This is a genomic window from Lentzea sp. NPDC051208 (assembly GCF_040682435.1).
Lineage (GTDB): Bacteria > Actinomycetota > Actinomycetes > Mycobacteriales > Pseudonocardiaceae > Lentzea > Lentzea kristufekii.
The window spans coordinates 167,625-181,245 of the sequence record NZ_JBFBAW010000010.1 but is presented as its reverse complement, the minus strand read 5'-3'; the positions used below and the strand labels follow the sequence as shown (position 1 = coordinate 181,245).

General features: G+C 71.1%; 6 protein-coding genes. 5 read left to right on the top strand and 1 reads right to left on the bottom strand.

The genetic code is table 11. The annotated features are described in order from the left end of the window. Positions 1 to 73 precede the first annotated feature (73 nt). Positions 74 to 979, top strand: coding sequence for an alpha/beta fold hydrolase (locus AB0M48_RS25045; RefSeq protein WP_363846288.1), 906 nt, complete (start codon positions 74 to 76; stop codon positions 977 to 979). 228 nt (positions 980 to 1,207) lie between these two features. Beyond that, the gene (locus AB0M48_RS25040; RefSeq protein ID WP_363846286.1) at positions 1,208 to 2,044 is read left to right on the top strand and encodes an alpha/beta hydrolase; all 837 of its coding nucleotides are present in this window, start codon (positions 1,208 to 1,210) and stop codon (positions 2,042 to 2,044) included. 106 nt (positions 2,045 to 2,150) lie between these two features. Here AB0M48_RS25040 and AB0M48_RS25035 read toward each other — a convergent pair whose 3' ends face one another. After that, a complete protein-coding gene (locus tag AB0M48_RS25035; RefSeq protein WP_363846284.1) occupies positions 2,151 to 2,732 on the bottom strand; it encodes a TetR family transcriptional regulator in 582 nt (193 codons plus the stop codon). A 103-nt stretch (positions 2,733 to 2,835) separates the two neighbouring features. Between AB0M48_RS25035 and AB0M48_RS25030 the strand changes: the two genes are divergently transcribed. The 3 genes from AB0M48_RS25030 to AB0M48_RS25020 all read left to right on the top strand — a co-directional run bounded on the left by AB0M48_RS25030 (position 2,836) and on the right by AB0M48_RS25020 (position 13,612). Beyond that, the gene (locus AB0M48_RS25030; RefSeq protein ID WP_363846282.1) at positions 2,836 to 4,260 is read left to right on the top strand and encodes an FAD-dependent monooxygenase; all 1,425 of its coding nucleotides are present in this window, start codon (positions 2,836 to 2,838) and stop codon (positions 4,258 to 4,260) included. A gap of 543 nt (positions 4,261 to 4,803) precedes the next feature. Next, positions 4,804 to 6,078, top strand: coding sequence for a serine hydrolase domain-containing protein (locus tag AB0M48_RS25025; RefSeq protein ID WP_363846280.1), 1,275 nt, complete (start codon positions 4,804 to 4,806; stop codon positions 6,076 to 6,078). A gap of 49 nt (positions 6,079 to 6,127) precedes the next feature. Beyond that, positions 6,128 to 13,612: an amino acid adenylation domain-containing protein gene (locus tag AB0M48_RS25020; RefSeq protein ID WP_363846278.1), complete on the top strand. Its 7,485-nt coding sequence runs from the start codon at positions 6,128 to 6,130 to the stop codon at positions 13,610 to 13,612. The last annotated feature ends 9 nt before the right edge of the window (positions 13,613 to 13,621 follow it).

The following is a 13,621-nucleotide window of genomic DNA, read 5'->3' as shown; positions in this document are numbered from 1 at the left end:
GACATCCACTTACCGATGGTCAGTTTCGTGCCTAGGATGCTGACCACAGGTCAGTCTGCTGGGGAGCGGAGCCATGAACAAGCGGATCAAGGTCACTTTCGAGTCCTGCGGCACCACCTGCGCGGGATACCTCTACCTGCCGGCCGCACCGGCCGGCAGGCTGCCCTGCGTCGTGCTGTGCCACGGGTTCAGCGGCACGATGGACCGGCTGTTCCCGCACGCCGAGCGGTTCGCCGCCGAAGGGATGGCCGCGCTCGTGTTCGACTACCGCGGCTTCGGGGAGAGCGCCGGCGAGCCGCGGCAGCTCGTCGACGTCGAAGGCCAGCAGGAGGACCTGCGGTCGGCGATCGCGTTCGCGCGCCAGCACGACCAGGTCGACAGCGGCGCCGTCGTGCTGTGGGGCAACTCGCTCGGGGGTGCGCACGTCATCTCCGTCGCCGCGGGTGACGCCGGCATCGTCGCGGTCGTGGCGCAGATCCCGTTCAACGGGTTTCCCAAGCGCGTCGAGGGACGGTCGACGTGGCAGACCCTCCGGCTGATGGGGGCCATCGGCTGGGACGCGCTGCGTGGCAAGGCCGGCCTGCGGCCGTACTACATCCCCGTGGTCGGCCGGCCGGGCGAGCTCGCGGTCGCGGCCACGGCCGAGGCAGAGCAGCACATCCAGGCGCTCACCAGTGGTGAGGCGGTTTCCCCGTGGCGCAACAGCGTCGCGCCACGGGCGTTGCTCGGCATGATGCGCTACCACCCGGACGAGGCGGCTGCCCGGCTGACCATGCCGCTGCTGGTCTGCGTCGCGGCCGACGACCGCGAGACACCCGCCGAGACGACCCGCGAGCTCGCCGAGCGTGCCCCGCGCGGCGAGTTGCGCAGCTATCCGGGCTCCCACTTCACCTTCTACACCGACCCGGCCGCGCGCGAGCGCGCCCTCACCGACCAGGCCGGCTTCTTCCGGCGCTGCCTGCGGCTCCGAGAAGACTGAAGCCACCTCGGGTGATCTGGATCATCCGGCGCACCTGTCACGCCGGACCGTGCCGCCTCGTCCAGTTCTGCGCAGCACTCCCGGAACCGAGGAAGATCATGGTCGCAGTTGACGAGACGTCGCCCGGACGACCCACCCGCCGCCGGCACCGGCCGCGGTGGCCGGCGGGCATGATCGCGGTGATGACGGCCGCGCTGTTGTTCATCGCGTACGTGGCAACCGTCCGCTGTGGACGGATACCGTTCGCCGTACCTGAGCCGAGTCCAGTCCCTGTACGCCGACACACCTCTGGCGCGCTTCCACTACACCAGAACCGGACAGGGCTCGCCGGTGGTGCTGATCGCGGGCGGAGTCCAGTGGCAGCACTCCTACCGCGACACCATCCCGGCCCTGGCCGAGACGCACACGGTCTACGCCGTCGATCTGCCGAGCCAGGGCTACACGGAGGTGGCGGAGGACTTCTCGTACGAGATTCCCGCCATGGCGGATGCCATCGGCGCGTTCCTGGACGCCGTGGGTCTGCGGAAGGCGTCACTGGTCGGGCACTCGTGGGGCGGTGCGTGGAGTCTGTCCTTTGCGGAGCGTCACCCCGAACGGGTCGACAAGCTCGTGCTGATGGACTCCCCCGGCCTCGACAGGAAACCGGCGGCGCAGACCGCCGTCTTCGACGTGCCGGTGGTGGGTGAGGCCGCGGTGAAGCTGATGCGGCGCGCGGACTTCAAGACGAGCCTGCGGTCGGCGTTCACCCATCAGGAACGGGTGACGGCGGAGGTGGTCGACGAGACGTGGGCCTGGCTGTCCGAACCAGAACGGCGCAGCGCCTTCGTCGAGCTCGTCCGCAGCCAGGACTACGGCCCCCTCGACCGAGGACTGGAGCGGATCACCGCCGCCACGCTCGTGATCTGGGGACAGGACGACCGGTGGCTGCCCGCCTCCTACGCCCACGAGTACGGCCGGCGCATCCCCGGTGCGGAGGTGAAGATCGTTCCGGGTGCTGGACACAACGTGCACGAGGACGATCCGGCCCGGGTGAACCCGCTGCTCGTCGACTTCCTCACCGGCTGACCCCAGGTCACCGGTGCGCGGCCGAGCCGAGATCGGACGATCTGCCGTCGGCCGGCGTCCCGGCGTGCCCACGGGTCGCCGCACGCCGGTCAGCGACAGCGCACGCCTACTCCCCTTGCTCGCCGGTCAGGTACCGCTGGATCGTCGGGCCGAGCCACGCCACGACCGCGGCCCGGTCCAGCGCGACGACCGGCGGCAGGCACAGCACGTACCTGGTCAGCGCGAATCCCAGTGCCTGCGTGGCGACCAGCCCGGCTCGCACCGGCGCCTCGGCCCGGTCCTCGACCAGCACCGCGACCACAGTCCCGAGCTGGGCCGCGAAGAGCTGGCGCATGCGCTCGGCCGCGGCCTGGTTGGTGACCGCCGCCCGCAGCAGCGCCATGAGGGTGTCGTCGTGCTCCCAGCGGTCGACGAGGTGGGCGGTCAGCCTGGCCCCGACCTCCTCGCGCGGCACCCCGGTCAGGTCCGGCAGCCGCAGGTCGAACTCCGCGGCGGCGGCGAACAGCTTCTCCTTGTTGCCGTAGTAGCGCATGACCATCGACGGGTCGATGCGCGCGTCGGCGGCGATCGCCCGGATGGTGGCGCGCTCATAACCGTCCGCCGCGAAGCGTTCCCGCGCGGCTGTGAGGATCGCCGCCCTGGTCGCGTCGGAGCGCCGCGCCTTGGTGGTTTCCGTGCTGCCCGTCATGCCAACAACTGTAGGCCAACAGCTGTTGACATGTCGAGCCGAGCTGCTCTACCGTTTTGCCAACGACCGTTGGCAAACAGCTGTTGACCAGAAGGAGACGGACATGTCCGAGGTGATCGTGGTCGGTGCCGGCCCGACCGGACTGCTGCTGGCGGGCGACCTGGCCGAGGCCGGTGTCGCGGTGACGGTGCTGGAGAAGCGGAACGGCGAGGTGTCGAACCTGTCGCGGGCCTTCGCCGTGCACGCCCGGACGCTGGAGCTGCTCGACGCCCGTGGACTGGTCGAGGAACTGGACCGCACCGGGGCCGGGCGCGTCACCGACATCCGGCTGTTCGACCGGGTGCACGTCGACCTCGGCACCCTGCCGAGCCGGTTCCCGTACATGCTGGTGACCCCGCAGTACAACGTGGAGCGGGCACTGCTGGCGCGGGCGCTCAAGGCCGGGGTGGAGATCGTGTACGACGCGGCGGTGACCGCGGTGCGCCAGGACGCCACCGGCGCCGAGGTCGACACGACCGGGGGCACGTACCGCGCCGGTTACGTGGTCGGCACCGACGGTTTCCACAGCGCGGTCCGCCAGGCGCTCGGCCAGCCGTTCCCCGGGAAGTCGGTCCTGAAGTCGATCATGCTGGCGGACGTGCGGCTGCGCGAGACGCCGCCGGACACGTTGACCGTCAACGGTTCCGGCTCGGAGTTCACGTTCATCGCCCCGTTCGGTGACGGCTGGTGGCGGGTCTTCGCGTGGGACCGGCGCACCGACGTCACCGACGACACCCCGCTGGAGCTGGACGAGGTCCGCGCGATCACCAGGCGGGCGCTGGGCACCGACTTCGGCATGCACGACGCCCGCTGGCTGTCCCGCTTCCACAGCGACGAACGGCAGGCGCCGCACTACCGCGTGGGCCGCGTGTTCCTGGCGGGCGACGCCGCACACGTCCACTCCCCCGCCGGCGGCATGGGCATGAACACGGGGCTGCAGGACGCGGCGAACCTGAGCTGGAAGCTCGCGGCGGTGCTCCACGGCGCCCCGGACGCACTGCTCGACACCTACCAGGCGGAACGGCACCCGGTCGGCGAGGAGGTCCTGCGGATCAGCGGCACGATGATCCGGCTGGCGATGGCGCGGTCCCGCTTCGCGCGTGCGCTGCGCGGCCTGGTCGGCGGCACCGCACTGCGCGTCCCGGCGATCCACCGCAGGCTCACGGGCAGGCTGTCCGCACTGGGTTTCCGCTACCGCGCTCCCGGCGGCGAGCACCGGCTGACCGGCACCCGGATGCCCGACGTGGCCCTCGCCGACGGCACCCGGCTGTACGAGGCTCTGCGCGGCGGCCGTTTCGTGGTGGTGGGCGCGGGCGACGTCACCGGCTGGGAAGACCGCGTGCTGGTCGCGGCCCCCGCCGAACCGGGCACCGACACGGTTCTCGTCCGCCCCGACGGCTACGTGGCGAAGGTCTTCACCGGCACCCCGGACGCGGCCGCGCTGCGCGACGCGCTCGCGGCACTGGCGGGCAAGGCGGTCGCCGTCTAGGCGCGGCTCGACTCAGTTGTTTGCAGGCGCGGGGCGCCGCCAGGGCCGACGGTTCTGAGTTCATTCAGCACAGCGACTGGAACGGCGGCGATCTGGAGCGTCACGGCGCGTGATCCAGGACGGGTGAAGTAGAGGCGGGCGGGCTCGGCGCAAGGCCGAGCCGCCCGCTTCTACGCGTTTCACAGCATCCAGAATTCTCGAAATATCGACATTCGTACGGTCCGTGACGGCCTGTGACGATACGTATCCGAAACATTTTCCAGAAATACACCCCATTTCCGGACGGTTTTCGAGACGGTTCAGTCCAAACCCACCCGTTCGAGTGGTTGACCTCCCGCAACCTACGACAGAGCGTCACTGATGACCGCATGAAGGCGTCTTTTCGGGGACACTCGAAGGACGTGCTCCATTTGGCGGTCCCACGGTGTGATGATGATTTGGCAGCGTACGAACCGCTGAACGGACTAACCGGCTGAATGCGGCGTCCTGACACAAAACTTGCGACGAAATTGCTCTGGGGGTCGACTTGTACTGCGAGGGAACATGCACGAAGTCCAGCTCCAGCCATTGTTGGAAAGACACGCCAGACGCCATCTGATTCCGGGCGCCCAACTCGCCGTGCACCGCGACGGAATTACCCGCGCGGTCGAGTTCGGCGTCCAGCACACGGGTGGGCCGCCGATGACTCGGGCCGCGCGCGTGCCCGTGGGGTCGGTCAGCAAGACCTTCACCGCGGCGCTGGCGATGATCCTCGTGTCGGACGGGGATCTTGATCTCGATGAGCCGCTCGCCGAGTACCTGCCCGCTGCCGCGAGCCTGAGCGAACGGCTCACCGTTCGTCACCTGTTGAGCCACACCGGTGGTCTGCCGTCCGATTCGGACGAGGTCACGGCGTCGACGTTGAGCAAGCACGTGGCCGAGTGCCTGCGCCGCGCCGACCCGTTGCACGAGCCCGGTGACGGGTTCTCCTACTCGAACATCGGGTACAGCGCCGCCGGGCACCTGATCGAGGTCGTCACCGGTATGAGCTGGTGGGAGGCCATGTCGTCGGTGTTGCTGCGGCCTCTGGGCGTGGAGGCGCACTTCGTGGTGGCGCCGGACGGACAGAACGACTCGGTGCCGGGGCACGCGGTCAATCCCGAACGGCACCGGGTGGTGCCGGTGCACCAGTCGCTCACTCTCGTGGACGCGCCCGCCGGCGCCGTCGCAGCCAGTGCGATCGACCTGGTGCGGCTCGGCCGGATGCTCGCCGGCGAGGGGCCGACGCTCGTGGAGGACGCCCAGCTGCGTGAGATGCGGACCCCCGTGGACGGTGCGGAGCCGTTCGGGATGGCCGACGCCTGGGGACTCGGCGTGGCGCTGTTCGAGGGCGGGTGGTTCGGGCACGACGGCACGGGCGACGGCACGTCCTGCCACCTCCGCGTGCATCCGGAAAGCGGTGCCGTGGTCGCGCTCACGACCAATGGCAGCACCGGATTCGCGATGTGGCACGAATTGGCGCGCGCGCTCGGTGTCGGTGACTACGACGGTCTTCGTGAGCTGGGAGAACGGGTGGCGGCGACGCCGCCGGGCTGCGTGGGACGTTTCTACAACGGCGACACGGAGTATTCAGTGTTGCCGGGTGAGAATGCGCCGCTGCGACTCGTCGTGGACGGCGAGCCCTTCGCCGAGTTGACGCTCTACGACGGACTGCGGTTCCGAATGCGCGACGTCGACACCGGTGACACTTCGCAAGCCGGACGTTTTCTGCGCGGTTCCCCCGGCCGCGACATCGGCTGGCTGCAGGTGGGCGGCAGGCTCGCCCGCCGCGTCGCCTGATCATTTCCTCACCCTTCCGACTGATCCTCCGGAAAGGCCCCTCCCCGTCATGTTTCTCACGGCACTGTTCCGCGCCAGAGTGGCGTCGTCCCCGCACGCACCCGCGGTCATCGCGCCGTCGGGCACGCTCACGTACGCGGAGCTGGACGCCCGCGCCAACCGGCTGGCGTGGTGGTTGCGCGAGCGAGGGGCCGGTCCCGAACGGATCGTGGCGCTGCGGATGCCGAGGTCGGCCGACATCGTGGTGGCGCAGCTCGCCGTGCTGAAGGCAGGTGCCGCCTACCTGCCCGTCGATCCCGCCTATCCCGCCGAGCGGATCGACTTCATGCTGCGCGACGCGGCGCCGCTGCTCACCCTCGAGTCCGCGGTGGACACGAGCGGGATGCCGGACGGCGATCCGGGGGTCGAGGTCGACCCGGCGCACCCGGCGTACGTGATCTACACGTCCGGTTCGACCGGGCGACCGAAGGGCGTGGTCGTCACGCACGCCGGGCTGGCGACCTTCGCGAGCGCCGAGATCGAGCACTTCCAGGTGCGGCCGGGCGACCGGGTGCTGCAGTTCTCCTCCCCCAGCTTCGACGCCTCGGTGCTGGAGCTGTGCATGGCGCTGCCGTCCGGCGCTGCGCTGGTCGTGCCGCCGGAGGGCCCGCTGCTGGGCGAGCAGCTCGCGGAGGTGCTGCGGGACAACAGGATCACGCACGCGCTGATCCCGCCCGTGGCCATGGCGACCGTGCCGGAGGTCCCGCTGCCCGACTTCCGCACGCTGATCGTCGGCGGTGACGCGTGCACGCCCGAACTGGTCGAGCGCTGGGCGGCCGGCCGCCGGATGATCAACGCCTACGGGCCGACCGAGTCCACGGTCGTGTCGACGTGGAGCGAGCCGCTGAGCTCCGGTGGCAGCCCGCCGATCGGCACGCCGATCCCCGGCACCGTCGCCCACGTGCTGGACGACGACCTGCGGCCGGCGGACGAGGGCGAGCTGTACGTCACCGGCTCGGGTCTCGCCCGCGGTTACCTCGACCGGCCGGGCCTCACCGCGCAACGGTTCGTCGCCAACCCCTTCGGGCCGGGACGCCTGTACCGCACCGGTGACGTCGTGCGGTGGCGCGACGGCGTGCTCGAGTTCGTCGGGCGTGCCGACCACCAGGTGAAGATCCGCGGGTTCCGCATCGAGCCCGGTGAGATCGAGGCGGTGCTGCGCGATCATCCCGGTGTGCGCGAAGCGGTCGTCGTCGCGCGCTCCGACCAGGGGCTCAAGCGACTCGTCGCCTACGTCACCGGCGAGGCCGACCGGGCCGAACTGCGGGCGCTGGTGGCCTCCAGGCTGCCCGAACACATGGTGCCGTCGGCGTTCGTCGTCCTGGACGCGTTCCCCCTGAGCCCCAACGGCAAGCTCGACCGGTCGGCGTTGCCCGAGCCGTCGGGCCACACGGAGACGGCCACGGCACCGCGCACCCCCGCCGAGCACCGGGTCGCGCAGGTCTGGGCCGAGGTGCTCGGGCTCGGCGCGGTCGGCCCCGAGGACGACTTCTTCCAGCTCGGCGGCGACTCGGTGCTGGCCATGCGGACGCTGGCGTTGCTGGGCGGCGGACTGCCGTTGCGCGCGCTCTTCGAGCACCGCACGGTCGCGGCGCTGGCCGCGGTGCTGCCGGACGACAGACCCGCCGAGATCCAGCCCACCCACACCGGGCAACCGGTGCCGCTGTCCCGCACGCAGAAACGGCTCCAGGGCGCGGAAGGCCCGGACAGCAACACCGCCGTAGGCGTGCGGTTGACCGGCTCGCTCGACCTCACCCGGCTGCAGCACGCACTGGACCTGCTGGTCGCCCGGCACGACGCGCTGCGCACCACCGTCCACGGTGACGTCCAGGTGATCAGCCCGCACGGCACGGTGCGGCTGGAAATCGCCGACGATCTGGAGGCCGAGCTGGCGAAGCCGTTCGACCTGCGCACCGGACCGCTGACGCGGGCGCTGCTCACCCGCGACCAGGTGCTCGTGCTGTGCCAGCACCACATCATCACCGACGGCCGCTCGGTCACCGTGCTGCTCGACGAGCTGGCCAGGCTCTACTCCGGCGAACAGCTGCCGCGGCCGCGCCTGCAGTACCCGGACTTCGCGCTGTGGCAACAGCAACAGCCGGTGCCCAGCGTGGACTACTGGCGGCACAAGCTCGACGGCCTCGAACCGCTCGACCTGCGCACCGACCGGGTGCGACCACCACTGCGCTCGACGGCGGGCGCGGTGCTGCGGCGCCGGCTGGGAGCCGCGCTCGTGCAGCGGCTGACCACGCTGGGCCGAGCGCACGACGCGACGCTGTTCATGACGCTCACCGCACTGGTGAAGGTGATCATGGCCCGTCACAGCGGTCAGCGCGACATCGCGGTCGGCACGGTGAACGCCGGACGCGACCGCGCGGAGCTGGACGGCGTCACGGGCTTCTTCGTCAACACGCTGGTGCTGCGCACGTGGCTCGACCCCGAGCAGCCGTTCACCGCATACCTGGACCAGGTGCGCGACACGGTGCTGGAGGCGTTCGCCCACGACGACGTGCCGTTCGACCAGCTCGTGGACCAGCTGCGGCCCGACCGCGACCCGAGCCGGACGCCGCTGGTGCAGGCCGTCGTCGCGCTCCAGCAGCCACTGCTCACGCGCACCGCTTTCGGTGACCTGGCAGCCGAGGAGGTCGAGCTGCCGCGGCCGGCCGCAAGGTTCGACCTCGTCACCGAGTTCTGGCCACGCGGCGACGACCTCACGCTGACGCTGGAGTACAACACCGATCTGTTCGACGCGAGCACGATCGAGCGCATGGCCGACGACCTCGTCGCGCTGTGCGAGGCCGTCACCGCGAACCCGGACCGCGATCTCGTCGAGTTCGCGGGCGAGGCGGAGGACGCGGCACGCGTGCGCGGGTTCCGCGTCGACCCGGCGGTGGTCGAGGAGGTCCTGCGCCGGACGGTCGACGACGCGCACGTGGTGGTGCACGACGGACGGCTCGTCGGCTACGTCACGCGGGCGAATCCCGCGGAGCTCAAGGGTGTCCTGAGCCAGGTGCTGCCGGACTACCTCATCCCGTCGGCGTGGGTGGTGCTCGACGAGATCGACCGCGCGAACCTGCCGGAACCACCGGCACCGCGGGTCGAGCGCGCCCGGTTCGTCGCGCCGCGCACGCCGGTCGAGGCCGTGCTCGCCTCGGTGTTCGCGGAGGTGCTGGGCGTCGGCCAGGTCGGGGTGCGCGACGGCTTCCTGGAGCTGGGCGGTGACTCGATCCTCGCGATCAGCGTCGTCACCAAGGCACGGGCCGCCGGTCTGCACCTGAGCGCGCGTGACGTCTTCCAGCACCAGACGATCGCTGAGCTGGCTCCTCGCGTGCGGTCCGCCGGCCGGACGAGCGCCGAGCAGGGCACGGTCACCGGGGACGTGCCGCTCACGCCGATCCAGCGCTGGTTCTTCGAGCACCACGACGGACTGAGCCGGTTCCACCAGTCCGTCGTGCTCGACTTCGCCGAGGACGTCGACGCCGAACGGCTCGCCAGGGCCGTCAGCACGGTGGTGGCGCACCACGACGCCCTGCGGACGCGGTACGCGTTCGACGACGGCTGGCGCCAGCGCATCGAGCCGTCCGGGCACTCGCAGCTGGAGACCGAGATCGTGGCACCGCGCCGGGTCAGGTTGTCCGCGCACCACCTCGTCGTGGACGGCATCTCGTGGCGGATCATCGCCGAGGACCTGCGCGCCGCCTACCGCGGTGAACCGCTTCCGCCGAAGACGACCTCGTTGCGCGAGTGGGCACACCGGCTCGTCGGCCACGCCCAGGCGGGTGGATTCGACGACGAACGATCGCATTGGGAGCAGCTCACCGGTGGCAGCTCCAAGACGGGCACCACCGCTTCCCAGCGCGGTGTCACGGTTCGACTGTCCGAACAGGACACTCGGCGCGTCCTGCGCGAGGTGCCGCCCGTGTACCGCACCCAGGTCAACGACGTCCTGCTGGCCGCGCTCGGGTGCGTGCTGAGCGGCTGGACCGGTTCCCCGCGGGTGCTCGTCGCACTGGAGGGCCACGGCCGCGAGGAGCTGTTCGACGGCGTCGACCTGTCCCGCACGGTCGGCTGGTTCACCTCGATGTTCCCGGTCGCCCTCGACGTGCCGGAAGCGGGCTGGGGCGAGACTTTGAAGGCGGTCAAGGAACAGCTGCGGTCGGTCCCCCGGCGGGGCATCGGTTACGGAGCGCTGCGGTATCTCACCGCCGACGGCCTGCCGGACGTCACGCCGGAGGTCGGGTTCAACCACCTCGGCCGGTTCGACGACGACCAGCGCGGCATGGACCTCGACGCCGGCCCGGACGCACCGCGCCCGCACGCCATCGACGTGGTCAGCCGCGTCGAGGGCGACCAGCTCGAGGTGACCTGGTTCTACAGCACCGACCTGCACGACGAGGCCACGATCACGCGGCTGGCGGACGAGATGCTGGTGGCGTTGCGGGACATCGCGCACCACTGCGCGCAGCCGGACGCCGGTGGCCGCACACCGTCGGACTTCCCGCTCGCCCGGCTGGACCAGGCCGCCTGCGACCGGATCGCGCCGCCGCACGTCGAGGACGTCTACCCGCTCACGCCGATGCAGGCGGGCATGGTGTTCCACTCCCTCGACGGCGTGTACGTGCAGCAGACCAGTTTCGTCGTGACCGCGGACCCGGACGAGCTCGCGGCCGCGTGGCAACGGGTCGTGGACCGCACACCGGTGTTGCGCAGCAGCGTGGTCTGGGAGGGCGTGCCGGAACCGGTGCAGGTCGTGCACGCGCAGGCACCGGTGCCCATCCGCCACCTGGACTGGACTCAGGGGGATCGCGAGGAACTGCTGCGGGCGTTGCTGGAGTCCGACCGGGCTGAAGGCATGGACCTCGCGACCGCGCCGTTGATGCGGCTGACGCTGGCCCGCCTGCCGGAGGGCGAGGTGCAGGTGCTGTGGACGTTCCACCACGTGCTGCTCGACGGCTGGAGCGTCTTCCAGGTGCTGACCGACGTGCTCGGCGAACCGGCGGAACGACCGCCGTTCCGCGACTACGTCGAGTGGCTGCACCACCAGGACGACGAGCCGGCCGAGCGGCACTGGCGCGAGGTGCTCGGCGACTTCACCGAGCCGACGCCGCTGCCGTTCGACCGCACGCCGTCCGGGCAGCACGGCTCCAGCACCACGGCGAACCTGCGGATCTCGTTGTCCGCCGGGGAGTCCGCCGCGTTGTACGCGTTCGCCCGCGAGCAGCGGCTGACGCCGGGGACGGTCGTGCAGGGCGCGTGGGCCGTGCTGCTCGCCCGTTACGGCGGACGGGACGACGTGTGCTTCGGCGCCACCGTGTCCGGCAGGCCCGCCGATCTGCCCGGCGTCGACGACATCACCGGGATCTTCATCAACACCCTGCCGGTGCGCGTGACCGTGGACGACCGGTCACCCGTCGCGGCCTGGCTGCGCGGGCTGCAGGAGGCGCAGGTCGAGGCACGGCGGTTCGAGCACGTGCCGCTGACCGACCTGCGCGCCTGGAGCGGCGTCGAGGGCGGGGTGAACCTGTTCGACAGCGTGCTGGTGTTCGAGAACTACCCGGCGCAGGGACTGCCGCTGCGCGACCTGCGAGCCGTGGAGACGACGAACTTCCCGCTCAGCGCCACGGTCTACCCGGACACCGAGCTGACCGTGCTGCTCGGGTACGACCCCGCGGCGTTCGACGAGACCACGGCGCGCAGGCTCGGCGACCACCTGCGCGTGCTGCTCACCGGCATCGCCGAGGACGCCGACCGGCAGGTCGGTGCGCTGCCGCTGCTCACGCCGGAGGAACGGCACCGGGTGCTGGCCGAGTGGAACGACACCGCGCACGAGGTGCCGGACCGCACCCTGCTGGACCTGCTGGCTCCCCACGGCGAAGAGGCCGTGCGGTTCGAGGGCGAGGCGATCACCGGCGCGGAGCTGGAACGGCGGGCGAACCGCCTGGCGCACCGGCTGATCGCCGAGGGCGCCGGTCCGGAACGGGTGGTCGCCGTGTCGCTGCCGCGGTCGATCGACCTGGTCGTGACGCTGCTGGCCGTGCTCAAGGCGGGTGCGGCCTACCTGCCGATCGACGCCGGACTGCCCGCCGAACGCGTCGCGTTCATGATCGAGGACGCCGGCCCGGTGCTGGTGATCGACTCACCGCTCGACGCCTCCGATCACCCGCCCACAGCCCCTGAGATCGTCCTGACACCGGACCACCCGGCCTACGTGATCTACACGTCCGGCTCGACGGGCAGGCCCAAGGCCGTGGTCGTGCCCCACCGGGGCGTCGTCAACCGTCTGTTGTGGACACAGCACGAGTACGGGCTCACCCCGGACGACCGGGTGCTGCAGAAGACGCCCGCGAGCTTCGACGTCTCGGTCTGGGAGTTCTTCTGGCCGCTGATCGCCGGCGCCACGCTGGTCGTGGCCAAGCCGGAGGGCCACCGCGATCCGGCGTACCTGGCCGACCTCGTGCAGCGCGAGTCGATCACGACCGTGCACTTCGTGCCGTCGATGCTGCGAGCGTTCCTGCGCGAGCCCGCCGCCAAGGGCTGCACGGGGTTGCGGCGGGTGCTGTGCAGCGGCGAGGCGCTGCCGCCGGACCTGGTGCGGGCCTGGTACGAGGCGGTCGACGTGCCGCTGCACAACCTGTACGGGCCGACCGAGGCGTCCGTGGACGTCACGAGCTGGGAGACCTGTCCTGGCGCGGACGTCGTGCCGATCGGCAGGCCGGTGTGGAACACCGCCCTGCGCGTGCTCGACGCCGAACTGCGGCCGGTGCCGCCGGGTGTGCCGGGTGAGCTGTACCTGGCGGGCGTCCAGCTGGCCCGCGGTTACCTGAACCGGCCGGGACTCACGGCCGGGAGGTTCGTCGCCGATCCGTTCGGCCCGGCGGGGACGCGCATGTACCGCACCGGTGACCTCGCCCGGTGGCGGACAGACGGCGCGGTGGAGTACTTGGGACGCACCGATCACCAGGTGAAGATCCGCGGGCTGCGCGTGGAGCTCGGCGAGATCGAGGCCGTGCTGGGCGATGCCGTCGTGGTCGTGCGGGACGATCGGCTGGTCGCCTACGTCAGGACGCCGGACGTGGACGCGTTGCGCAGGGCCGCGGAGGCCGCGCTGCCGGACTACATGGTGCCGTCCGCGATCGTGCGGCTCGACGAGTTCCCGTTGAGTCCCAACGGCAAGATCGACCGGCGCGCCTTACCCGATCCCGAGTGGACACCGGCCGAGCACGTCCCGCCGCGCACGCCGGCCGAGGAGGCCGTCGCCTCGATCTGGGCCCAGGTGCTCGGTGTCGGCCGGGTCGGTGCCGAGGACGACTTCTTCGCGCTCGGTGGTGACTCCATCCGCGGCATGCACGTCACCTCGCTGCTGCGCGACGCGTTCGGTGTCGAACTGAGCCCCCGCGACGTGCTGTCCGCCCGCACCGTCGCCGCCCTTGCCGACCTCGTCGAGGAACTGATCCTGCGCGAGCTCGAGCACACCGCCTCCCTCAACGAACTCTGAGGAACCACG

Excerpts from the sequence above, each read along its gene's own strand:
- AB0M48_RS25045 (WP_363846288.1), top strand. The coding sequence starts at position 74 with ATGAACAAGCGGATCAAGGTCACTTTCGAGTCCTGCGGCACCACCTGC.
- AB0M48_RS25025 (WP_363846280.1), top strand. The coding sequence starts at position 4,804 with ATGCACGAAGTCCAGCTCCAGCCATTGTTGGAAAGACACGCCAGACGC.
- AB0M48_RS25030 (WP_363846282.1), top strand. The coding sequence starts at position 2,836 with ATGTCCGAGGTGATCGTGGTCGGTGCCGGCCCGACCGGACTGCTGCTG.
- AB0M48_RS25035 (WP_363846284.1), bottom strand. The coding sequence starts at position 2,732 with ATGACGGGCAGCACGGAAACCACCAAGGCGCGGCGCTCCGACGCGACC.
- AB0M48_RS25020 (WP_363846278.1), top strand. The coding sequence starts at position 6,128 with ATGTTTCTCACGGCACTGTTCCGCGCCAGAGTGGCGTCGTCCCCGCAC.